The 24,143-nt window shown below is 53.8% G+C and carries 14 protein-coding genes and 1 tRNA gene; 14 read left to right on the top strand and 1 reads right to left on the bottom strand.

The window, feature by feature from the left end; genetic code table 11:
- The first annotated feature begins 26 nt into the window (after positions 1 to 26).
- On the top strand, positions 27 to 1,082 hold the full coding sequence (locus PORUE0001_RS04735; protein WP_039865621.1) for a YeiH family protein: 1,056 nt from the start codon (positions 27 to 29) through the stop codon (positions 1,080 to 1,082).
- 342 nt (positions 1,083 to 1,424) lie between these two features.
- On the opposite strand, the gene PORUE0001_RS04730 is transcribed toward PORUE0001_RS04735, so the two are convergent.
- Positions 1,425 to 2,867 carry a C69 family dipeptidase gene (locus tag PORUE0001_RS04730; protein ID WP_007365341.1) on the bottom strand — a complete coding sequence of 481 codons (1,443 nt, stop codon included), beginning with the start codon at positions 2,865 to 2,867 and terminating at the stop codon, positions 1,425 to 1,427.
- Positions 2,868 to 3,095: 228 nt separating this feature from the next.
- Here PORUE0001_RS04730 and PORUE0001_RS04725 point away from each other — a divergent pair.
- From PORUE0001_RS04725 to PORUE0001_RS04665, 13 genes are all read left to right on the top strand, one after another.
- A tRNA-Ile gene (locus tag PORUE0001_RS04725) sits at positions 3,096 to 3,172 on the top strand.
- Between the two features lie 204 nt (positions 3,173 to 3,376).
- The gene (locus PORUE0001_RS04720; RefSeq protein WP_007365344.1) at positions 3,377 to 4,903 is read left to right on the top strand and encodes a hypothetical protein; all 1,527 of its coding nucleotides are present in this window, start codon (positions 3,377 to 3,379) and stop codon (positions 4,901 to 4,903) included.
- Between the two features lie 140 nt (positions 4,904 to 5,043).
- Entirely contained in the window at positions 5,044 to 9,909 is a 4,866-nt protein-coding gene (locus tag PORUE0001_RS04715; protein ID WP_007365335.1) for a translocation/assembly module TamB domain-containing protein, read from the top strand.
- A complete protein-coding gene (locus PORUE0001_RS04710; protein ID WP_007365337.1) occupies positions 9,906 to 12,245 on the top strand; it encodes a BamA/TamA family outer membrane protein in 2,340 nt (779 codons plus the stop codon). The genes PORUE0001_RS04715 and PORUE0001_RS04710 overlap by 4 nt, the downstream gene beginning before the upstream one ends.
- Before the next feature lie 378 nt (positions 12,246 to 12,623).
- The gene (locus PORUE0001_RS04705) at positions 12,624 to 12,803 is read left to right on the top strand and encodes a hypothetical protein (protein ID WP_007365336.1); all 180 of its coding nucleotides are present in this window, start codon (positions 12,624 to 12,626) and stop codon (positions 12,801 to 12,803) included.
- Positions 12,804 to 12,949: 146 nt separating this feature from the next.
- On the top strand, positions 12,950 to 13,414 hold the full coding sequence (locus PORUE0001_RS04700) for a single-stranded DNA-binding protein (protein WP_007365331.1): 465 nt from the start codon (positions 12,950 to 12,952) through the stop codon (positions 13,412 to 13,414).
- The gene (locus tag PORUE0001_RS04695) at positions 13,407 to 14,765 is read left to right on the top strand and encodes a hemolysin family protein (protein WP_007365333.1); all 1,359 of its coding nucleotides are present in this window, start codon (positions 13,407 to 13,409) and stop codon (positions 14,763 to 14,765) included. Before PORUE0001_RS04700 ends, PORUE0001_RS04695 begins: the two co-directional genes overlap by 8 nt.
- On the top strand, positions 14,762 to 15,487 hold the full coding sequence (locus PORUE0001_RS04690; protein WP_007365351.1) for a 4'-phosphopantetheinyl transferase family protein: 726 nt from the start codon (positions 14,762 to 14,764) through the stop codon (positions 15,485 to 15,487). Before PORUE0001_RS04695 ends, PORUE0001_RS04690 begins: the two co-directional genes overlap by 4 nt.
- 22 nt (positions 15,488 to 15,509) lie before the next feature.
- Entirely contained in the window at positions 15,510 to 16,988 is a 1,479-nt protein-coding gene (gene cysS / locus PORUE0001_RS04685; protein WP_007365342.1) for a cysteine--tRNA ligase, read from the top strand.
- 26 nt (positions 16,989 to 17,014) lie between these two features.
- On the top strand, positions 17,015 to 17,980 hold the full coding sequence (locus PORUE0001_RS04680; protein WP_007365318.1) for a glycosyltransferase: 966 nt from the start codon (positions 17,015 to 17,017) through the stop codon (positions 17,978 to 17,980).
- Between the two features lie 28 nt (positions 17,981 to 18,008).
- The gene (locus tag PORUE0001_RS04675) at positions 18,009 to 20,501 is read left to right on the top strand and encodes a YfhO family protein (RefSeq protein ID WP_007365326.1); all 2,493 of its coding nucleotides are present in this window, start codon (positions 18,009 to 18,011) and stop codon (positions 20,499 to 20,501) included.
- Between the two features lie 24 nt (positions 20,502 to 20,525).
- A complete protein-coding gene (locus tag PORUE0001_RS04670; RefSeq protein ID WP_007365349.1) occupies positions 20,526 to 22,214 on the top strand; it encodes a tetratricopeptide repeat protein in 1,689 nt (562 codons plus the stop codon).
- Between the two features lie 776 nt (positions 22,215 to 22,990).
- Positions 22,991 to 24,143 (top strand): tetratricopeptide repeat protein (locus tag PORUE0001_RS04665; protein WP_007365345.1); only part of this gene is annotated, 1,153 nt, incomplete at its 3' end.

Here is a 24,143-nt window from a genome sequence, read left to right as displayed (position 1 = left end):
GACTAGACCTATACCTTATTACATATATGACAAAAGCAATTTCACGCCCCTCAGGGGGTTTCTGGTGTGGGCTGATCCTGATGGCAGCCTTCGCAGGCGTAGCTGTTGCTTTGGCACAGCTACCTCTCTTTAAGGAGACGCTCCGCATATCTCCACTCATCATTAGCGTCTTGATAGGCATGATCTATGCCAATACGCTGCGACATAAGCTCAACCCCACGTGGGTGCCAGGGCTAGCCTTCTCATCGAAGCGTATCCTGCGCCTAGCGATTGTCTTCTACGCCTTTCGTCTTACGCTGGCTGACATCTACGAGGCTGGCGCTACGGCCTTCATCTACGACCTCATCATCGTCTCTTCGGTCATCCTCCTCGGAGTGCTCATCGGTCGCTGGCTCAAGATGGATCGTGACACCGCCATCCTCACCGCTTCGGGTAGCGCTATCTGCGGTGCTGCTGCCGTGCTAGGCACCGAGCCTGTACTGGGAGCTAGCTCCGAGAAGACGGTCATAGCCGTCGCTACGGTGGTGCTCTTTGGTACACTCAGCATGTTTCTCTACCCACTCGTTCATGCGACCGGATGGCTCGGTCTGACCGACCATCAGATGGCTATCTACACTGGAGGTACGCTCCACGAGGTGGCGCATGTGGCAGGTGCTGGAGGTGCTATGGGCGAAGCAATCGCCTCCACAGCAACCATTACGAAGATGATCCGTGTGATCCTCTTGGCGCCTTTCCTACTCATCCTCACCTCCGTCCTACATCGTGGCGGGCGAGGAGGCGCCACGGCACAGCGCAAGGTGTCTATACCTTGGTTTGCCATATGGTTCCTCATTATGATCTGCGTCAATACACTGATCGCTTACCTCGCTGAGCAGCAGGGCATCAACGACCTCTACAATCAAGTCTGTGGTGGAATCCGCTGGGCTGACGACTTCGGACTCTGTATGGCTATGGCAGCGCTCGGTAGCGATGCTTCGTTTGCTCGCTTCAAGCGTGCTGGTGGCAAACCCTTCCTCCTCGCAGGAGCGCTCTACCTCTGGCTCACCATCGGAGGCTACTGTCTGATTCGTCTAATCGGCTAAACAATTGAATTACAGCAAGAAGCCTAGAGTTTAGTCTAATAAATTAAGAGCTATCGTAACGAGCCACGGAGGAAATTGTGATTTCCTCCGTGGCTATTTTCTATTCTCCAGCGAGGAACGGAAAAATTCTTCGGAACTTCGAAATCTTTCTTCCGAAGTTTCATTTCATTCTTCCGAACTTTTATTTCCCGATTCCGTGAAGAATTTTCGTTTGCTCCCTAGAGTTTCCCAAATTCCTCGGTAGAAACTGAAATTGGAGGTGGTCGTTAAGAAGATAAAAAGGAGACCGCCCTCCAAGTGGTGAGCGGTCTCCTTTTTATTTTGTTGCAGGACGTTGATCGACTAAGCGCCGTGGAAGAGATACTCAGCCTGTATGTCGCGTGTCATCTGCGTAAAGAGCTCCTCGATCAGCGCATCAGCTACCTCAAGGGCACGCCACAAGATAGCATCCGATGCCTCCTGTAGCATATCTTGGGCAGCGTGAGGCATCCCCTTGTCCAGCTTATGGCAGTAGCGACGCTGTATCTCCTCGATGCGCTCGTCGCACTCCAGCTCGAAGGCGTGGTAGCGAGCCTTGATAAGCGGAGCATACTTATTATAGTTGGTCATACCGAGCACCTGTACCTTGCGGAAGGTCCAGTAGGCCGACTCCTGTGAGGACTCTCCCCCACCCTTGGTGTAAGGCTCGGGATAAGAGGTCACACCCTGGAAGAGCGGTACGAAGAGACCTAGGTCTGCCATACCCAAGCAAACGTGGTTGATACGCCCGACAGCTACGGGAAGCTTAGGCTGCACCTGTAGGATATGCGTCTGCGTGGTACGGAAGATGGAGACTGGGCGGTACACCTCGTGCGGATTGCTGTGGAGATAAGGATCATGCTCCGTGCCGTCGTAGTGGAAGCGGAAAGCATGGCGCATAGCCTCCATCGTGATCGGCTTCTCAGCCTTAGCATAGACGGGGAAGTTATTGACAGCTACATCCTGCTTCATCGCGGGGGTAAACATTTGCTGGAGCCCCCAGACACGTGGATAGTTGTACGTAGTGTCTAGCTCCACGTCACGTATGTAAGCTTTGTGGAAGTCAAAGGCACCCTCCTTAGGATCGTACAGTCCGTGCTCCTGGGCAAACTCAATCAGGTCACTGGATGCCATAAAGTGCTCCTTGTCCTTAGGATCATACTGACGGAAGCGGCTCTGATTGCCCGTGACGAAGTATTGCTCCTCAGGGATACGACAAGCTAGCCAGCGATGTCCCGAAGCGGTCTCCAGATACCATATTTCATCACTATCAACGAAGCCGATACCGAAGCCCTCGCTGACACCATACTCCTCAATAAGCTTGCCGAGACGCTCTACGCCTTCGCGAGCTGTGTGGATGTAGGGGAGGACGATGTTGAAGACAGAGTTCTCAGCCACACCATTCTCTACAAGAGGATCGACAGCTAGTGCTGCATCGCTACTAAAGATAGACTCCGTGGCGCTCATGCCGACACCAGACTCGTTGAAGCCTGCGCTCCCCCAGTGTCCTGGCAGATGATATGGTGGTAGTGCCGAGTAGCTCTGCGCATTGCCAGGCAGATCGCAAGCGAAGGGGCTATCAAATGCGTCAAAGCGCATAGGATCGACCGAGCCTGGCTCGCCGGGACGGTGGATGGTGAGGTTCTTGGCAAACATAGCGTCCCAGTCCTCTGAGCGCGCTACGATACGTGATCCATCAGCACTCATCTGACTGCCGACGATGATAGTCGTACACTCAGAGGGTAGATTAGATTTTTTCTTATTCATAGTACTTGTGTCTTGATATATTACTCTAAGGACAAAGGTACCTCATTTACTTCATCTAAGCAACGTGGTACGCATACCTACTATCTGCGAGTTTTTTGTCGGGGTGGGAGGCATTATATCAGAAAAAAGCATTACCTTTGCACCATGACAGAGCAAACGGTGCTTCCTCGGCATGCGTCCAGCCCTTCGAAACAGACATTTAGAGGTAAGCCACACGGCCGCTCCTCGGGTCCTATAGCTCAGTTGGTTAGAGCACCTGACTCATAATCAGGGAGTCCTTGGTTCAAGCCCAAGTGGGACCACCACGATGCGCTTTGCATCCCCACACTTAGCGAGTGCAGTCCAGTATATTTGGATTGCGCTCGTTTGTTTTTATCAGGGGTGTAGCGTGTGAGCGGTTGCGCCAATCGCTATTTTCAGTACTTTTGCTAAGAGGAGCATGACCCGCAACGGGTTTGGTGACCTAGAGGTCGCTTGGCTCCACACTTTCCATACCTGATGAACACTCGATGAACGAAATAAAAAGATCTATCAGAGCTCTAGCACGACTGACTAGCATAGCACTCTGCGCAGCGCTCTTGCTGGTGGCATGCGTGCGATCGCCCTGGCAGTATGACCGCTCGGAGGGTAGCCAGCCCCACCTCTCCGTGGACACGATAAGACTGGACACACTCTACAGCGCCCTCTCCTCGGCGACTCACGTGGCGATGATCTACAACCCGCACGACCATCCGCTACTCCTCGACGAGGTATCACTCCTGAGCGGTGGCAATAAGGGGTACCGCATCAACGTGGACGGACGTAGTGGCTCGGAGATACGAGATGTGACGCTACCACCGCGTGATAGTATCTTTGTCTTTGTGGAGGCTACCTTTACGGCTGGAGACTCAGACCTCCCGACACTGGTGACCGATTCGCTCCTGTGGCGCTGCAATGGGGTCACACACTATACGCGCATCGAGGGTTATCGGCAAAATGTCTCTACCCTACCCGCCAACTGGCACATAGCGAAGGACACCCTCTGGCGTAGTGAGCGCCCTTATCTAATAACCGACAGCATCACGATAGAGCCAGGCGCACGGCTAACGATCGCCGAAGGGGGGCACCTATTACTGCCTCAAGGAGGGCGGATTATCGTGCGAGGAGCCTTGACACTAGCAGGCTCAGCGGCTAGTCCTATCCTCATAGAGGGTGTACGACGAGACAATCTCACGACAGATGTCTCCTATCGCTTGCTACCAAATCAGTGGGACTACATACAGTTTACGGCTGAGAGCCAGGGCAATGAGATACGCTATACGACCATTCGTAATGGACGGGAGGGGGTGACTTTTGCCCTGGGAAATGATCCTCTAGCGAAGCGGCTACTCCTAGAGTCAAGCACCATCACCAATATGGGCGGAGATGGCCTGACCCTCGCAGGGGGTAGCTACACGTTACGAAACAGCGAACTAAGCAATGTGGGTGGCTCCTGCCTATCCATGCGAAAAGCTACCGTACAGGCAGAGCAGATGACGGTGGTGTGCGACTACCTATTTGACCACAGGCGCAGCCCTGTACTCTATGTAGGTAAGGAGGGCAAGCTACAGATGATCAACAGCATCGTGGATGGTAGACAGACGATTGCGCTACAGAGCGACACGCTGCGTCGCTCAGGCGAACTAGCGTGGCACCCCTCGGCTCAGGCGCAGCTGGATCTGCAGCATTGCTACCTGCGACTGGGGCAGGACTCTATCGCTGCTAAGCGACTCGTTGAGGAGCTTTTTCCTACCTGTCATCGAGCCACTGTCCCCTTTGTGGATAGTTACTGGATGCTGGGCAAAGACTACAAGGATCGTAACAATAGACAGGCTAAGTATCACTTTCACTTTGACTTTCACCCCGTAGAGACGGCTGGTCTGCAAGAGCTTTCGCCTTTAGCTCCCACAGCCTGCGCCCTTGATCGTACGGGGCTACCACGACGCAAGAATAAGCTGGGTGGCTATACCATAGGTGCCTACGAAGCTGTCGCACCGCCAAAGGAGAAGAAACCGTAACTCCATCGACAAGAAGTATAAGATCTTGGCGCTAAATTCGTATCTTTGTACGCACCTAGCCGTTTTGCCTTAGGATGCTTCGCTCAGAGCTCACTCCGAGTGCACCCTTCGGCTTACTCAGATGGCTCCAAACTTAGTCCATGAACCCCGTACGAAGACGTCGTAAACTCTTTTGGATCCTACTCCTCACCCCACTGACAGTACTACTGCTACTGATAGGATCGATCTACCTACCTAGTGTACAACGCTGGGCTGTAGGACGTCTCATCAGTACCCTCGAGGAGCAGACGGGCTGGAAGATTACGGTCGAGGAGATGCGCATTAGCTTTCCGCTACGGGTGCGGGTCGACAAGCTACTCGCCACGGAGCAGGGAGACACGGTTATTTGGGTCAATGAACTGCGCACTAGTCTGCCCCTGATGCCTCTCTTTAACAAGCGCATAGAGGCTCCCCGTCTGAATCTACAAGATGCGGTCGTGGCGATGCCTCTAGATAGTCTCAACCGTAGTCGCATCGATGCCCGCTTGGGCAATATGGAGGCGGGACATGTGCAGGTGGACTTGAGCTCGATGGATATTGATATTGCTGCGGTCTCCCTAGCGGACGGGTTCTTTGCTTACACCCAGACTGACACGACCGAGACGAGCGAGCCTGGACCAGCTATGAGCATCAATATCAATCGGGTGGATCTTACACGCTTTGCTAGTTACATACACCTCTATCCTTCGGGCGTACACACAGATGCGGTGATAGATCGTGGCGCTGTTGACAAGGTGATGGTGGAGATACCAGACTTCAACCTACTTGTAGAGCATATCAATGTAGACCTGACTAGGGCTAGCTATGCAACAGATACAGCCAAGGTACAGCTTCCCTACGTGGACTACAGTCATATGTCTTACCACGATGCGCATGCCGATATAGATGGACTCTCCATCAATAGTAAGGGACTGGTGCAGATGGACATTAACCAGTTGAGTCTACGTGAACAGTGTGGAGCTCAGCTGGAGCACTTCCAGGGGTACTTCAAGCTTGAGGACAAAGTGGTCAACATGCGCAACTTCATGCTCACTACACCTAAGAGCCAGCTGACGGGGGATCTGATTCTTCCCCTAAGTCTCTTCTCGGACGATGAAGAGGCTGTCGTCACGGCCGAGCTCAAGGGCACCTTAGCTCCGCAAGACCTATACTACTACACACGCATTAGTCTGGACAGTATGCTCTATAGCCCTGGCGGTCACAAGCAGCTGGCCGATGTACCGCTGTCCGTAGACCTGCGTTCGCGAGGTTCGCTGAGTGCCCTGGAGATATACAATCTAGAGTTGCGACAAGAGGGCTTCATCGCACTCACGGCCAGTGGCACAGCCACGCACATCCTTGATGAACACAGGCGCACAGCCTCCCTGCGAAGTAGCATACAGACAGGCCCTGCCGCTAAGCTACTCCTAGCCCTAGCAGGGATAGACAAAGCGTCTGGATCTGTGACACTACCAGCGAAGATGGACCTTGACCTAGACGGCACACTCCACGGCGACCAGATAACAGCGGATCTGCATCTTGGCACACCGAGAGGCTCGCTCTCGCTCAACGGAACGTACGCCCTGCGTCAGCAACGCTACAAGATTGACGGTCATCTCGACCGTTTTGATGTCGCTCAGTTTATGCCTCGCGACTCCATCGGAGTAATTTCGGGATCAATCAAGGCTGATGGCGCAGGCTTTTCTCTAAAGTCTAGAAACAAGAATGGACTTGTCGCAGTAGCCCTAGACGAAGTCAACTATAAGCACCATAGGCTCCGCAACCTCTCACTCGACGGCTTCCTGCGTGGGGACTCCGTGTCTGTCTCTCTGCAGTCGTACGACCCCTCGGCACAGTTATCTGGGGACATTGCGGGAACGCTCATCACAGCTGGCAAGCGGCCTTCCTTCGGAGGCAAGATAGACCTAGATGTCTCTCACCTTGACCTCCAAGCTCTAGGACTAAGCGACAGCATTATGGAGGGGAGCTTGAGGCTTACGGCAGATCTCTATAGCGACTTTGCCGAGACCCACATGGTGGATGGACAATTGTCTGGTCTGCACCTAGCTGTCGGCTCACAGCGAATCGATAACGAGCAGATCGACCTGCGCCTGGCTAGTGATACGTCGCAAGTGATAGCACAGCTAGGAGCCAACGACATAGACTTGAGCGTCACGACGCAGGAGGGACTGAACCATCTCTTGACCTCTATCTCGGGAGTCTCCAAGTGGGCGGGAGAATACCAGTTTGACAAGCCACGCCTGACCGCCTACAGCGACCTCATCAGCGTCCTGCCCAATGCTCACATAGCACTGCACATGGGATCGCACCACCCGCTCCACTCACTACTGGAGAAGTACAATGTATCCGTAGAGTCTCTCGACGCAGATCTGCTAACCAGTCCTAATCTAGGGATCAATGGACGCATCGAGCTGCACCAGCTACAGTACGACACGATACAGTGTGACAACGCACTCCTTCAGCTGACGACACTCACCCCAAGTCGACCCATACTCCTAGACCATCTGACCCACGTGAGCCAGCAATTGCCCTCCGAGGCTATGCGACCGCTACTCCTGTCAGACCTCTCCGATCAGTTTAACTCCGACAACCTTGCTCAGCGATACGTACACCCATTGCTACAGATAGACCTCAGCCTCGAAGGCGAGCGACAAGACAAGCGTCCACCGTACAAGATCATCGGATCGGCTCAGACAGACCTTGTAGCTATGAGCCTAGACTTCGACTGGCTACGCGACCACGAGCTGTACTACAGCTTGGGCGCTAGCGGGTATTACAATGCGCAGGGCTTTGGCGTAAGCTTATCCGACAAGGATATCTACCTTGCTGGCGAGCGACTTCGTGCGAATGAGGACAATGCGCTCTTCTACTTTCATAAGGACAACCAAATCTTTGCCAATCTCGAGCTAACGAATCCGCATGGCGCCAAGCTCTCTATCCACAGCGATCTAGACGAACCTAGCAATGTACAGAGCTTGCTCTGCAACGTACAGCGACTAGAGCTGAGCGACCTAGCACGCATCCTACGCCTCCCCGATATGAGTGGACGCACTTTCATGGATCTGCGCATCGAGCGCGTGGACAACGTCTACCGAGCCACAGGCGATCTCTCGGTCAACGACATGACTTACATGGATGGGGATCTAGGCAACGTGAGTGTCGCGTTCTTCTACGAGCCTCGTGACAATGCTTCGCAATATGTCACCGCACAGGTGAGTAGCAATGGTAACCTAGCGCTCACGGTAGACGGTATCTACCATAGCCGTAAGGGCGAAGAAGCACTGGATATGAAGGCTTCATTCGAATCCTTACCACTACGTCTGGCTAACCCCTTCTTAGGTGGCAATCTGCTCAGTCTGGAAGGTGCACTCAATGGCTCAATTGCGGTGACGGGCACGCCAAAGAGTCCTATACTCAATGGAGCGCCACACATTACCGATGGATTGGTCGCACTATCTCTGACAGGCAATAAGTACACCCTCGACAGTCGTCCGCTGACTATCGAGCAGAGCCGACTAACCCTTCAGGACTACAAGCTAACGCTACAAGGCAAGGAGACCTCGCTCTACCTTGATGGCTGGCTAAAGCTCTTCGGGCCTGAGGCGCTCAAGAGCAACCTCCGCCTCTACGCCGACCATGCACAGGTGATCGACAGCAAGTACCACAACAAGCAGTCGATCTACGGACGAGCCATCCTCTCTGCCGATCTACGCCTGCAGGGTTACCTGACAGCACCCCAGCTACTCGGATCAGTCACACTACATGGAGGAACCAATGCGACCTACGTCATGTCGCAAGCAGCCATCAAGGCACAGGACAACATGTCAGGCGTCGTCGAGTTTGTCAATCTCTCAGACACAACGATCGTCGAGGAGCCTCAGAAAGAGCGCTCTCAGTCCCTCGGTCGTATGGATCTAGCCGTGGCGCTTCACATCGAGCCCGCAGTACAGATCGGCATAGACCTCTCCTCACGAGGACAAGACTACGTACGCATACAGGGCGGTGGCGACCTCCGGCTGAAGTATCCACCACTTGGCACGATGAGCCTCGTCGGTCGGTATGACTTTAGCGGTGGCGAGGTACAGTATGAGTTTCCCGTCGTAGGGCGACGTCACTTCGACATAGAGCCCGAGAGCTACCTCGTCTGGAGTGGCGATCCACTAGATCCTTACCTACACTTCATTGCTTCGCAAAAGCTTCGCGCCGACGTGACTAGAGGGGAGACAACCAATAAGGTAGACTTTAAGGTATCCATCAAGGCCGATGAAAACTTAAAGGACATGGCACTCGCCTTCGACCTAGCAGCCCCCGAAGACCTAGAGACACAGACGCAGCTCTCCGCTATGAGCGAAGAGGAGCGTGGCAAGCAGGCCGTCGCCATGCTCGTGTCGGGCACCTACCTCGCCTCCGATATGGGACAGATGTCGATGGAGAAAGTACTCAGCAACGTCGCCATGAGCGAGCTCAACAACCTTACGGGCAAGCTCCTCCAGGGGACGAACCTCTCCCTCGGCATGGAGCTGGGTGGATACAACCAGTCGCAGCTACAGCAGACGAACTATACCTACAGCTTCAGTCGTCGCTTCCTCAACGATCGCATACGCTTCGTCATCGGTGGGCGCGTCGCTTCGGGCAATCTGCCGACCAACTACGAGCAGACCTTCATCGACAACGTCACCTTCGAATATCGTCTTGACGAGGCTGGCCAGCAGTATGTGACCCTCTTCCACAGGCGCAACAACGACAACATGCTCGAGGGCGTAGTGACCGAGACAGGAATCGGCTACCTGGTCAAGCTCAAGGCACGTCACTTCGTCGATCTCTTTGATCCGCGCAACTATATGTGGTGGCAAAAGAAGAAGTCCGAAAAGCCGGCTGACACCAAGAAGCCCCTTGATAGTCTGTCACACACTACGCCTATCTCACCTGACACCGTAACCTCAATCTCACAGACTCCACAGCTATGACCCGTTATCGCTACAGACCAACCATAGCTCATGCGCTACTCCTACTACTCAGCACCTTGCTAGCTCTGAGTAGTTGCTCGGTGACGCGACACATACCCGAGGGTGAGCTACTATATATAGGTATCGGCAAGACACGCATCCAGGGCGACGACGGCAGTGACGCTGCTGATCGAGCCATCTCTCATATGGAGAAGGTGCTCAACGTACCACCCAATAACGCCTTCTTCGGCAGTGCACGCTCTCGTTTTCGCATACCCATCGGACTTTGGTTTTACAACGGCTTTGTCAACGACAGCACGTGGGTCGGCAAGCGCCTTTACAAGCTCTTTGCCGAGGAGCCCAAGCTCATCAGCGACGTACGCCCCGACGTACGCGCCAAGCAGTCCAAATTGATCCTCCACGAGCACGGCTACTTCAAAGCTGTCGTGACCGATAGTATAGCACGCTCCACCAGTGACTCGCTACAGGCTCGTGTCTACTACAAGGCCGATCTCGGAGCGCCTTACCTCTACGACAGCATCAGCTATATGGAGCCGTGGCTCCTAGGTAGTGGCGAAATACTCAACCATGCCGAGCTGTCGAAGATACACAAGGGGGATCAGTTTAACTTCTCACAGATCCTCCAAGACCGCGACATGCTGGTCACGAACCTGAGAGACCGTGGTTACTACTTCTACGCTCCAGACCTGCTCGTCTATCAGGTAGACACGCTCCTCACTCCAGGCAAAGTCTATATGCAGGTACGAGAGCAGAGTGGCTACCCGAGCTATACCTTCGAGCCATGGCGCATAGGCTCCGTCCACGTCCTACTCACCGAGGACGATCGGCTCTCGCTGACAGACTCCATGCAGTTCAAGGGTATAACCCTACACTACCGAGAGCACCCAAGAGTACGTCCCGCAGTCTTTGCCAATAGGATACAGCTACGCACTGGCGAGCTCTACTCGCAGTCTCGCGAGCAGGCTACACGTCAGGCGCTACTAGGACTAGGAGCCTTCTCCTATGTCGACATGCAGTTTGTCGCTAGTGATACGCTACACAACCTCCTCGATCTCTACATCACCGCCGAGCTAGACAAACCGTGGGACTCCTCGCTCTCTGCCGTCTTCACGACCAAGTCCAACAACTTCATCGGTCCGGGACTCACCTTATCACTCGGACGTCGCAACGTATTCGGAGGTGGAGAGCGCCTCTCACTCGATCTCTACGGCTCCTATGAGTGGCAGACCAATCGTACACGGAGCAATCAGAATGTATCCATATCCGACATCAACAGCTACGAGGTCGGGTCCAACCTCAACCTACAGGCTCCACGCATCCTACTACCGTGGCTCTACGATCTGCGCCTCACACACGACGTGCAGACCACCTACACCCTATCCGCTTCCATGCTCAATCGTGCTCGCTACTTCCAGATCACCTCTCTAGGACTCACCGCCAGCTATAGCGTACGCAATACGCAGCATCAGCACATGATCACACCTCTGCGGATACACTACAACCGCCTATCACGCCAGTCCGAGATATTTCAAAAGGTCATCGCTGACAACCCCATCCTAGGGCTGAGCTTGCGGAGCCAACTAATCCCGCAGATGAGCTACCAGTATACCTTTGACAACATCTTCACGGGACTAGGCAGCCACCACCTGCACATTGACCTAGGCATCTCTCAGGCGGGCAATATCCTCAACGGCATCTACTCGCTAGCTGGGTGCAACTACCACGAGACGAAAAAGCTCCTCGGCGTCCCCTTCGCACAGTTTGTCAAGGGTACCGCCGAGCTACGCTATACCTACGGCATCGATCGTAACCAGAGCTTAGCCCTGAGAGCTGGTGTCGGAGCTATCTACAGCTACGGCAATATGACCGTGGCACCGTATAGTGAGCAGTTTTACGTCGGTGGTGCCAACAGCATCCGCGCCTTCACCGTGCGCAGTATCGGACCAGGGCGCTTTGTGCCACGCAATAGTCGCTACGCCTTTATGGATCAGACGGGAGAGTTCAAGCTTGAGATGAACGCTGAGTACCGCTTCCGTCTTGCGGGCGATCTGCACGGTGCACTCTTCCTCGACTCAGGCAATATATGGTTGCTTCGTCCTGACGAAAACCGCCCTGGAGCATCACTCCAAGAGATCACTGGGGCTAAGGACTTCTTCCAGCAGCTCGCCCTCGGCTCTGGCGTAGGACTACGCTACGACCTCAACTTCCTAGTCATCCGCTTTGATGTCGGTGTGGGTCTGCACCTACCCTTTGAGACGACACGGCGTGGCTACTACAACCTGCCCAGGTTTGCCAATTCGCTCGGATACCACTTTGCCGTAGGCTATCCCTTCTAAGTTTTTTTTCGTTCGGATACATTTATGGGCTAAGTCCCCTTTTATCCGACTTTCTACGGAGGGAATTCTAATTCTCCACGGGGGAAACGCCAAATTCTTCCGAACTTCGAAATTTTTCTTCCGAACTTTCATTTCATTCTTCCGAACTTTTATTTCAAACTTCGGAAGAAATAACGATTTGCCACCGAGCAATTTGTAGATTTCTTCGGAGGAATTGGTTTTTCGGGGAACCCGTGATGTGATGATGGCGAAAATCTCGGCATGCGCTATCTCTCGATTTTGTATTACCTTTGTGGCACGAGGGTGCGTTGTCCCTATGAGGGGATACAGCACCACCCTCCTTTGACAAGTATCACCTTAGATAGTAATCACAAGTATATGAAAGGTTTCAACCCTATAGGTAGTCTGGTAGTCCTCGTCGGGGCGCTCATCCTCATCGTCCCCGCTCTGATGGACAAGGGTGGGAATATGTTCAATCTGATCGGTTGTATCGTGATGATTGCTGGATTCCTCCTACACATCTTCCTCAATAAGCGCATCACAACTATCAAGGAGTAGCCTAGACCAAGTGCCCTCTGGAGCACTGGCTCTGACCTTGTATCTAGCCCCTTGGCTATCCGTCGAGGGCTTGCCTTGCCCATGCGTAAGACAAGTCCCTTTCGTTCGTATATAAGGTCACCCCTAGCAACTTACTCACCAGCTCTATGTACTACAACAAGGCGATCCTGATAGGCTTCGTAGGTGCAGACCCCAGCGTACACTATTCGCGTCGGGGCACCTGTCAGGCGTCGCTACGCTTAGCGACCTCTGTGCCAGGCTATACGAAGCGTGATGGTACGCAGATCCCAGATCGTACGGAGTGGCACACGGTGGTGATCTTCGGGACGCTGGCACAGTTTGTCGAGCGCTGGGTGCGCAAGGGGTCGCACCTCCTCGTGGAGGGCGAGATACGCTACAACAGCTATACAGATCGACAGGGGCAGGTCCATGCACGTACAGAGATATGGGCGGACAAGGTCACCTTTGTGGATCGTCCTAAGCAGAGCAGTGGACAGGAGAGTGCATCGCCTCGTCCTGCTGCCGAGCAATCAGTATCACCGTCTGACCCTAGTGACGCAACGAGCGTGGGTGACAACGGTATAAGTTACAAGAGTAGGAGCAATGGGTGATGCCTTCTTATTAAGCCTTTTCGGAGGAATCGTGTACAGCAATCCTATCGTTTGGATGGATGCTATACCGCTTCTGATCATCCTCTTCCTACTGCTTTGCTCCGCCTTCATGTCGAGCAATGAGGTGGCCTTCTTCTCTCTCACTCCGAAAGAGGTACAGCAGATCAAAGATCAGGAGCACCCCAACGACACACGACTACTCCAACTCTTATCGCACTCGGAGCAACTACTGGCGACCATCCTGATCGGCAATAATGCGGTCAACGTGGGGATCACAATCCTCTGTGCGTGGTTTGTGGGCGAGCATTGGGACTTCTCGGCAAATCTCGTTGCAGGCTTTATCATCCAGACGGTCCTCATCACCTTCCTGCTCCTACTCTTTGGCGAGATCATCCCTAAGATCTACGCTCAGCGCCACCCACTCTCCTTCATTCGACTGACGGCTCCAGCCGTGTCTGGACTTTACAAGGGTATCGCTTGGTGCTCCAAGGGCTTGATCAAGACCTCTAAGCTCCTAGGTTCTAAGGCTAGACGAGGCCCTGAACTCTCTGTAGACGATCTCTCGGAGGCTGTTGCACTGACGACAAATGGGGACAACAAGGAGACGGAGATGATCCATGAGATTGTCAAGTTTTACCACAAGACGGCTGATGAGATCATGGTACCACGCGTTGATATGATCGGTGTCAACTACCACTGGGCTTATCATCAGACGCTTAGCTTCGCTGTGGATACTGGCTACTCACGACTGCCCGTCTACGATGGGTCGCAGGACAGTATCCGAGGAGTACTCTATGTGAAGGATCTCCTCCCTCATATGCACGAGGAGGACACCTTCCCGTGGCAAAAGATCATCCGACAAGCTTACTTCGTACCTGAGAATAAGAAGATTGACACCCTATTGGAGGAGCTACAGCAGGAACGTATCCATATGGCGATCGTGATTGATGAGTTCGGTGGAACCTCGGGACTAATCACACTGGAGGACATCCTCGAGGAGATCGTCGGAGAGATCGTCGACGAGTACGATGATGAGGATCCACCCTACGTACGGCTGGCCGAGGGGGTCTATCTGATCGATGGAGGTATGTCGCTCATCGATCTCTGCAAGCTACTGGATGTAGAGCCAGAGTACTTTGCCCCACACTACGAGGAGGTTGATACGGTCGGAGGCTTATTCCTAGAGGTGCTACAGGAGATCCCTCAGGTGGGTCAGCAGATAACCATCTCGGACATTGACTTCATCGTGACGCGCATGGAGCGCCACCGTATCATGCAGCTCAAGATGCGCCTGCATCCTAAGGAGCAGACTGACACGCAGACAGATAGTCAGACGGAGTCTCAGGCGTGAACTACTCTCAGCTACCCCTCCCACTAGGGGACATACTCTACATCGCAGAGCTACCAGCCAGTATCGCGCCCAGCCTACCTACTTACCGCTCATTAACGCAGCAACTACTTGACGAGATCGCTCCTAGGGAGTCGGTCTGGCAACTGACGCATCTCCCCTCTGGCGCACCCCGCCTTGTCTCGCCTGACCACGACTACCATATCTCCATATCCCACAGCGGGAGCTACGTGGCTCTCGTCCTTAGTGAGGGAGCGCACGGTGTCGGCATTGATATTCAGGTGGCTAGTGATAAGTTGCCACAAGTCGCTCCGAGATTCATGTCTCCGACAGAACTGGCTTACTATCGAGATCTTACGACAAGCGAAGCGAACGAATGGCTCTACACCGTGTGGTGCCTCAAGGAAGCAGCCTACAAAGCTTACCCGCTACAGGTCAAGCGCCACCTAGCGACCAACTATACCGTCTCTCCGCCCGAAGCTTCTCTCTCTTGTGACGTGGAGAGCAACTCCTTCGCCCGCTACACCGTCTATGCCGACAGGGGGACGACCACCCTACCCTTCTCACGGGCTACCTCCTTCGTAGCATCACGACTGCGCCCTACCACCTCACCTACGTTCAAGCTATGGCGGGAGCTTTTGAAAGTTAAGCCCCACACCCGAGACACGGTATCTCTAAAATCCTTATCTTTGCGAAAGCATTGGTGTATCTGCACGGTGCTATGACCTTTGGACTATAAAAAGACCTATGAGCCAACTATACATCTACAACACGCTGGAGAGGGCTAAAGTGCCCTTTGAGCCAATTGCCCCGCCACATGTGGGGCTCTACGTTTGCGGACCGACCGTTTATGGGGATCCGCATCTAGGGCATGCTCGCTCGGCGATTACGTTTGACATTCTCTTCCGCTACCTCAAGCACCTCGGTTACAAGGTGCGCTACGTACGCAATGTGACCGACGTGGGGCACCTGGAGCATGATGCAGATGATGGAGAGGACAAAATAGCTAAGAAGGCTAAGCTCGAGCAGCTCGAGCCGATGGAGGTGGCTTACTACTACCTCAACCGCTACCACGATAGTCTGCGCCTGCTCAATGTGCTACCACCTTCGATCGAGCCACTTGCCTCGGGACATATCATCGAGCAGATTCAGCTAGTACAGCAGATTCTTGATGCGGGCTACGCCTATGTGAGCGAGGGGAGCGTCTACTTTGACGTGCTCAAGTACCACGCTGACCACCCTTACGGCATCTTGAGCGGACGCAATGTGGAGGACATGATCTCCAACACGCGCGAGCTGGACGGGCAGGACGAGAAGCACAACCCGCTGGACTTCGCTCTCTGGAAGAAGGCGCAGCCTAGCCACATTATGCGCTGGCCTTCGCCTTGGAGTGAGGGCTTCCCTGGGTGGCACTGCGAGTGTACCGCCATGGGACGTAAGTACTTGGGCGCTCACTTCGACATCCATGGCGGTGGACTGGACTTGACTTTCCCGCATCACGAGTGCGAGATAGCACAGGCGGTCGCTTCGCAAGGAGAACCGATGGTCAAGTACTGGATGCACAACAATATGATCACGGTGGATGGCAAGAAGATGGCAAAGAGTGCGGGCAACTTTATCACCCTGGAGGAGTTCTTCACGGGCAACCACCCTGCACTCGAGCAAGCTTATGCACCGATGACCATTCGCTTCTTCGTCCTGAGTGCACACTACCGTGGCACGGTGGACTTTAGCAATAGTGCTCTGCAAGCTGCCGAGAAGGGGTACCAACGCCTCATGGACGCTGACGCTAAGCTTCAGTCGCTCAAGCCATCGGCTACCTCAACGATCGAGAAGATTGATTTGGCGGAGCGTTGCAAGGAGGCGATGGATGACGATATCAACACGCCGATGGTGATTGCTGCGCTCTTTGATGCGGCTCGTCTCATTAACTCGATCCACGACGGACACGAGCAGATCACGAGCGAGCAACTAGAGGAGCTACGCAAGACCTACGATCTCTACCTGCACGACATACTCGGTATGCAGTCGGCTACAGAGGCTTCCGATCTGAGCGGCAGCCAACAAGAGGCTTTCGCTGGAGCCGTTGATCTACTTCTAGACATTCGCTCCAAGGCTAAGGCAAGCAAGGACTGGGAGACCAGTGACCTGATACGAGACAAACTGACCGCTTTGGGCTTTGAAATCCAAGATACCAAGAGCGGCGCCGAGTGGAAGGTACTGTAAGACGCTTTGACCCAAACTAGGTCCTAATGCTTTCGCTCATTATCCCTGTCTACAACCGCCCTGACGAGATTGAGGAGCTACTACACTCGCTCGCTCAGCAACAGACGCCCCCGTCCTACGAAGTCGTTATCGTGGAGGATGGGAGCTCGGTGCCTTGCGCTACGGTTGTGGATCGCTATCGTGACCAGATGAGCATACACTATGAGGTGGTTCCCAACGGGGGACCATCCAAGGCGCGCAACATAGGTGTGCGCCACGCTACGGGCGACTGGGTGATCATCCTTGATTCGGACGTGGTGCTACCGCCTGACTACCTATATAATGTATCTCAGGCGATCGTTGCGGACGAGTGCGATGCGTGGGGCGGGCCCGATGCGGCTCCTTCTCTGCAAGACGGCTCCTTCGGCATGTGGCAGCGGGCGATCAACTATGCGATGACCTCGCCCCTCACGACGGGCGGCATACGAGGCGGGAGCAAGCGACTGACAAAGCGGTTCTACCCACGCACCTTCAATTTGGGTTGTCGGAAGGATCTCTTTGAATCGTTGGGAGGCTTTGACGAAACGATGCGCTATGGCGAGGATATTGACTTTAGCATGCGTCTCTACGAGGCGAACAGTCGGGTCGCTCTCCTTCCCGAGGCGGTGCTCTATCACAAGCGTCGCGTGGACTTGCGTAAGTTTTACCGACAAGTGTGGCACTCCGGCACAGCTCGTGTGGAGCTCTCACGAAGACACCCAGGATCAATGCGCTTGACCTACTTACTCCCCACGCTCTTTGTCGTGACAACGCTACTATTCACGCTACTTGCGGTGTGGTGCCCATGGTTTTGGCTCTACCATGTACTCTTTATTGTGACTATCTTTGCAGACGCATCCTGTCGCACGCACTCAGTGGCGGTCGCTTGGCGAGCTGTCGTAGCCTCTTTTGTCCAGCTTTCGGGCTATGGCATCGGCTACCTCAGCCAGCGGTTCAAACGGTGCAAAGCTTAATCCTCAAACTCTATCTCTGAGTTATCTTATGAAACAGATTCCTTGGCAACGCATCTTGCTCATCTTCGGCTTCTTCTTGATTGTAGCGCTTGGTTACTTTGCGCCAGCACACTTTGAGGGGAGGACGCTCTTTCAGGCGGACGTGGCGGGCGTCTCAGGCAATGGCTCTGACGTGCAGGCTAGCGACGAGACTTCCTACTGGACCAACTCGCTCTTTGGCGGGATGCCAATGTATCAGATCAGTCCCTCCTATCCCTCGACCAAGCCTCTGCAATACTTGCAAGATGTGCTGACGCTTCGTAAGCCACTGAGCATTCTTGGCACCTATCCGTGGCTAATCTTTGCGCTACTTGTGGGCTTCTACATCTTCATGCGCTCGCTCAAGGTCGATCCTCTGCCCTCCGTACTGGGAGCGGTGATGTGGGCCTTGTCAAGCTACTTCATCATCCTCATTCATGCGGGGCACATTTGGAAGTTGACCGCACTCTGCTTCGTGCCCCCCACGATCGCTGGACTCGTCTGGTGCTACCGTGGCGAACGCCTCTGGGGAGGTGCGCTCTTTGCCTTCTTTATGGCGCTACAGCTCTTGGCAAACCATGTGCAGATGACTTACTACTTCGCACTCCTCATGGGCATCCTAGTCATCGCCTTCTTGGTGCAGGCGATTAGAGAGCGACAGGTTGTGGGCTTCCTCAAGTCTACAGGTGTACTTATCCTCGCAGGGCTCCTCGCCATCGCAGTCAATGGGACCAACCTCTACCACACTTACCAGTACGCTCAGGAGACGATGCGTGGTGGCAGTGAGCTAACGATCGCTCCGCCACATGCTCCCGAACAAGCGGAAGCTGAGGTCAATAGCAAGGGACTCTCCAAAGAGTACATCACCCAGTGGAGCTACGGCATCGGGGAGACCTGGACGCTCCTCGTACCCAATACGAAGGGCGGTGCAACCGAGCCTATAGCCAAGGGGCACGCCAAGCAACTCGCCAAGGCTCCCTACGAGTACCAGCAGATGCTGGGACAGATGAACGCTTACTGGGGTGACCAACCCTTCACCTCGGGTCCCGTCTATGTGGGTGCTTTCGTCTGTATCCTCTTCATCATCGGCTGTGTCGTCGTCAAGGGTCCGATCAAGTGGGGACTACTCATCGCTACGATCCTCTCGATACTGCTCGCATGGGGTAAAAACTTCATGCCGTTGACCAATCTCTTCATCGATTGGATGCCAATGTACGACAAGTTCCGAGCGGTCTCCTCGATTCTAGTCATCGCAGAGCTAACGATCCCAACGCTAGCCGTACTGGCTCTCGTGCAGCTCATCAAGGAGCCTCAGCTCCTACGTAGCAAAAGCGTCTGGATAGCAGGCGGAGTGCCAGTTCTGCTCTTACTTCTCTTCGCTCTTCTGCCAGATCTCTTCTTCGGCTTCCTATCCCAGCAAGAGAAGAGCATGTTTGCCGAGCTAGCCACACAAGACCCTCGCTACCTGACGCTACAAGATCAGCTCAAGACGATACGTATGGACATCTTCCGAGCAGACATATGGCGCAGCTTGCTCTTTATCGTGCTGAGTGCAGTGCCCCTATGGCTCTTTGCCAAGGGCTATCTCAAGACTCAGTGGCTCTGCTGCATCCTCGTCGGACTGACACTCATAGACCTGTGGCAGGTAGACAAGCGTTACCTAGCCGATGACGACTTCATCGCTCCACAACTGGTACAGCAGCAGGCAGCTCCTATGACGGAGGCTGACCGAGCGATCCTTCAGGACAAAAGCCTCGGTTATCGTGTCTTCAATCGTACGGTCAATAGCTTCAACGATGCCACCACCTCTCGCTGGCACCACAGCGTGGGCGGTTATCACGCCGCCAAGCTACAGCGCTATCAAGACCTGATCACTTACCAGCTCTCTACAGGCAATAAGCAGGTCTACGATATGCTCAATACGAAGTACTTCATCGTCCCCAACCCTGAGACCAAAGCACCTATGGCGATGACCAATCCAGATGCCTTCGGAGCAGCGTGGTTTGTCGATAGCCTTCGCTGGGTCGCTAATGCTAATGAGGAGATGGAGGCACTCACCACGGCAGATCTACGACACGTCGGAGTCGTCGATCTCCGCTTTGGCGAAGAGCTACCACAGCCACTCATGCTACCCAACAGCACCGCTCAGCGTAGCATCACCGTCACCAAGTACACCCCACGACAGGTAGTCTACAACGTATCGGCCGAGGCTCCTGGCATCGCCATCCTATCAGACATCTACTACCCGCACGGCTGGCACGCCACCATAGATGGCAAGGAGATACCTATCGCACGGGCTAACTACGTGTTGCGAGCCGTCTCACTGCCCGCAGGCAAGTACCAGCTCACGCTCACCTTTGCGCCACGCTCCATAACCGTGACCGAGAGCATAGCCTTCACAGCTTTGGCCCTAATCCTTCTAGCGCTCATCGGCTCCATCGTGTGGCGCATCAGGTCTTTGGGAAAAGGCAAGAAAGCCCCCACAGACTCACAAACGAAATAATTACCTTTATATATAGATCAAACTATGACTTATCGAAACTTACTAAAGATCACCACCGCCCTACTGCTAGCGGTCTTGGTCTCTTCGTGTGCTTGCAGACTCAAGCCTCTCGATGGCTCTGCTGCTCAGGTAGATCCCACGCCCCTGACACTCGTGGGTACGCAAATACCTGGACAAGTTCGTCTGACGATCCCAGCTAAGTGGTGCCACAAGCGTGCTATCGTCAATGTAACTCCCGAGCTACGCTACAACGGCACCAGCGTGACGGGACAGACCGTCACCATACAGGGTGAGAACGTACGTGACAACTACCAGACCATCTCTTACGAGCGTGGTGGTAGCGTCATCATACCCTTTACCTTTGACTACAAGCCTGGTATGGAGCAGAGTGACCTCTACCTTACCTTTGCTGCTACAATCAAGGGCAAGAAAGTCAACCTCCCCGCTGTCAAGGTAGCTCGTGGTACCATCATGACTGCTGACCTAGCCAGCATTAGCGATATCACGCCAGCTCTTGCTCGTGACGCATTCCAGAGAGTTATCAAGGAGCAGTACACAGCCGACCTCAAGTTCCTCATCAACCGTGCTGAGGTACGTGCAGCTGAGCTCAACAAGCGTGAGGTCAAGGACTGGCAAGATGTCGTTGACAACGCTTACCAGGTGCCTAACCAGGAGGTAGACATTGAGATCCAGGCCTACGCCTCTCCCGATGGCGCTCAGGACTTCAACGAGCGTCTCTCGGCACAGCGTGAGCGCAACACCTCTCGTGTCGTAGCGCGCCAGCTAGGCAAGAAGAAGATCGAGGTCAATGCCCACTACACAGCTGAGGACTGGGATGGATTCCAGAAGCTTCTAGAGGCAAGCAAGATACAAGACAAGGAGCTAGTCCTGCGCGTCCTCTCTATGTATCCCGATCCCGAGGATCGTGAGCGTGAGATACGCAACCTCTCGCACGTCTTCACACAGCTAGCCGACGAGATCCTCCCCGAGCTACGTCGCTCACGCCTCAATGCCAATGTACGCATCATCGGCAAGAGCGATGACGAGCTCAAGATGTTTATGGCACAGCGCCCAGGTCGCCTCACCATCGAGGAGATCCTCTACACCGCTACACTTTATGACAACGCTAAGGATCAGATGAATGCTTACCAGCAGGCTGTACAGCTCTATCCAAAGGACTACCGTGCTTACAACAACATCGGTACGCTCTACCTCGCTCAGGGCAACTACGAGCAGGCTGCAAGCTACTTCGCAAAGGCTCAGAAGATCCAGCCCAACGCGGCTTCTAATATGAACGAAGCGCTCCTCGCTCTCGACCGTGGCAACCTAGCAGAGGCTCAGCGCCTCATGGGTAGTGCCGTAGAGGTACCCGAGGCTGGTCAGGGCATCGGTCTCCTACAGATGCACGAGGGCAAGTATGCAGACGCTATCCGATCCTTTGGCAATACGCCATCGAATACGCTAGCCATCGCTCAGATCATGCAGGGGCAGTACGCAGATGCCACACGCACCCTCGCTGCTATCGCACAGCCCAATGGCGAGACCGCTTACCTCAAGGCAGTCGTCGCAGCTCGTACCAACGATCTACAGGCGCTCGTCAGCAACCTTCGCGCAGCTATCGCACTGGATCGCAGCTACGCACAGCGTGCACAGCGTGACCTCGAGTTCGCAGCTTTCAGCCAGACACCCGAGTTCGTCGCTCTGGTCAAGTAACACAACGGCAGTGACGTAGCAGAGCGTCACCCCCAACACACGAGAGGAGCTATCCGCCTAGGCAGATGGCTCCTCTCTCGTTGATACTGTTGCATAAAGGCGAATCGCTGTGTTGCTTTCGGGATTCGGCTTCGGTCACATACGGAGGTATGCTCCCTTCAGACCTCACTCTCAGCGCCTTGCGCTTCATCCTTTCTGCAAAGTCAGGACAATCTTGCTTGCAAGATTGTGAGACTGTTGACTGTTGCAACAGTCTCTCGTTATCTGCGACGACCTCAATGCCATCGGGAGAGATTGGAATTATTGCTGTCCGATAAAAGTCTGAGAGGGCACATCAAGGGGGCTCAACCGTAGAATTGAAGCGGTTGAGCTTTCTATTTTTGATTGCCAAGCCCTCCCACCTCCTTTTGAGCAAGAGACTCTTCTCCCGTTGAAACCTTTTATCGGAAAGCAACACTTCCCGACTACTCGATTTCGACCAATCTACAGTTTCCTTCGTATGAAACTCTAGTTTCTCCCGTATGAAACTTTAGTTTCTCCCGTATGAAACTTTTGTGCCATGGGGTATGAAACTTTAGTTTCACCCAAGTGGTACTGATAGTTAGTTCACTTCTTCAGGACAATCTACTCAATCCCCCCTCAAAAGCCTTTTACTGACCAGCAATGGATTGGAATAGTGGGTGAAATGTACGGTAGAGCTATCCTAGCTTCCAGGACTGATCCCCTTTCGGGAGAATTAGCTACATTTGTAGCAACAAACCAGCAACTTACTCAATATGATGAAGCGAATCATGGCTCTACTGCTAAGCCTCCTCTGCTTAGCCACTACGCTGTCCGCTCAGGTGCAGGACACGACAGACCTCTCTGCACAAGACCTACCCACCCTGGAGCGAACGTTTGACACATTCTCACCCGACCTCCAGGATGCCCTAGAGACTATCATGCCTAACCCTGAGAATCAGACAGCATTCCTCGAGAACGTCCAGAAGGCACTCCAGAGCGAACCTAACAATGGTGTCGCTTGGGCTTACGTCGCCACCATTTACCGTATGCAGGGCAAGTCCGAGCAAGCGCTAGAGGCTGCAACCAAGGCGATCACCCTCCTACAGGCGAAGCCTGCACGTAGGGCTATGGTCTACAGCCTCCGCTCTGATATCTATACAGACCTCGAGGATGGTGTCAAGGCACTTATGGACCTGCACTCTGCTATCAAGGATGCTCCCGACACGTCTGCTCTATACTTAAAGCGTGGTGGTCTCTATATGAATATGGAGCAGTACGAACTCGCAGAGGTGGACCTGCGTAAGTTTATTTCGCTAGCTCCTAAAGACGCAACTGGCTATACTGGATTGGCTACGCTTGCGATACTACAAGAGAAGTATGAGGATGCCATACAGAACCTAAACGACGCTATCAAGCTCGAACCTAACGAAGGCTTTCTCTACTATCTGAGAGCTGGTAGCAACGTCAAGCTAGAGCACTACGATGAGGCGATGGATGACATTATCTATACCATTGCAAACAGCCTGGCAGACGAAGACACCTATTCCCTACTCAATGTCATCGCAGCTCAGGCGATGCCTACCCTCGAATCTAAGCTCAAGGCTCTGGAGTCAGTGAGCAAAACGGGAGAGTACCTCTTCCTTATCGGTTTGGCACATCAAAACATCGGAGACAACAAGGGTGCGCTGGAGTACTACCAGCAAGTCACAGAGCGACAAGAGCTAGACGATGTCGTAGCCAGCCACATAGCGACTGCCTATCAGGGGATAGGTGACTACAGCTCTGCCCTCAAGTATATCGATGAGGCTATCTCGCTAGACCCTACAGACTACACCTACATTTATACCAAAGCGCAGATGCTCTCAGAGGATGGCAATCTCCGAAGAGCCCTCGCAGAGTCGAATAAATATGTCTCCCTCGTACCTG

The sequence above is a fragment of the Porphyromonas uenonis 60-3 genome (genome assembly GCF_000174775.1).
In the GTDB taxonomy this organism is placed as follows: Bacteria; Bacteroidota; Bacteroidia; order Bacteroidales; family Porphyromonadaceae; genus Porphyromonas; species Porphyromonas uenonis_A.
Note: the sequence above shows the minus strand (reverse complement) of the source record. Positions and strands in the feature narration are given on the sequence as shown.

Excerpts from the sequence above, each read along its gene's own strand:
- PORUE0001_RS04735 (WP_039865621.1), top strand. The coding sequence starts at position 27 with ATGACAAAAGCAATTTCACGCCCCTCAGGGGGTTTCTGGTGTGGGCTG.
- PORUE0001_RS04730 (WP_007365341.1), bottom strand. The coding sequence starts at position 2,867 with ATGAATAAGAAAAAATCTAATCTACCCTCTGAGTGTACGACTATCATC.
- PORUE0001_RS04720 (WP_007365344.1), top strand. The coding sequence starts at position 3,377 with ATGAACGAAATAAAAAGATCTATCAGAGCTCTAGCACGACTGACTAGC.
- PORUE0001_RS04715 (WP_007365335.1), top strand. The coding sequence starts at position 5,044 with ATGAACCCCGTACGAAGACGTCGTAAACTCTTTTGGATCCTACTCCTC.
- PORUE0001_RS04710 (WP_007365337.1), top strand. The coding sequence starts at position 9,906 with ATGACCCGTTATCGCTACAGACCAACCATAGCTCATGCGCTACTCCTA.
- PORUE0001_RS04705 (WP_007365336.1), top strand. The coding sequence starts at position 12,624 with ATGAAAGGTTTCAACCCTATAGGTAGTCTGGTAGTCCTCGTCGGGGCG.
- PORUE0001_RS04700 (WP_007365331.1), top strand. The coding sequence starts at position 12,950 with ATGTACTACAACAAGGCGATCCTGATAGGCTTCGTAGGTGCAGACCCC.
- PORUE0001_RS04695 (WP_007365333.1), top strand. The coding sequence starts at position 13,407 with ATGGGTGATGCCTTCTTATTAAGCCTTTTCGGAGGAATCGTGTACAGC.
- cysS (WP_007365342.1), top strand. The coding sequence starts at position 15,510 with ATGAGCCAACTATACATCTACAACACGCTGGAGAGGGCTAAAGTGCCC.
- PORUE0001_RS04680 (WP_007365318.1), top strand. The coding sequence starts at position 17,015 with ATGCTTTCGCTCATTATCCCTGTCTACAACCGCCCTGACGAGATTGAG.
- PORUE0001_RS04675 (WP_007365326.1), top strand. The coding sequence starts at position 18,009 with ATGAAACAGATTCCTTGGCAACGCATCTTGCTCATCTTCGGCTTCTTC.
- PORUE0001_RS04670 (WP_007365349.1), top strand. The coding sequence starts at position 20,526 with ATGACTTATCGAAACTTACTAAAGATCACCACCGCCCTACTGCTAGCG.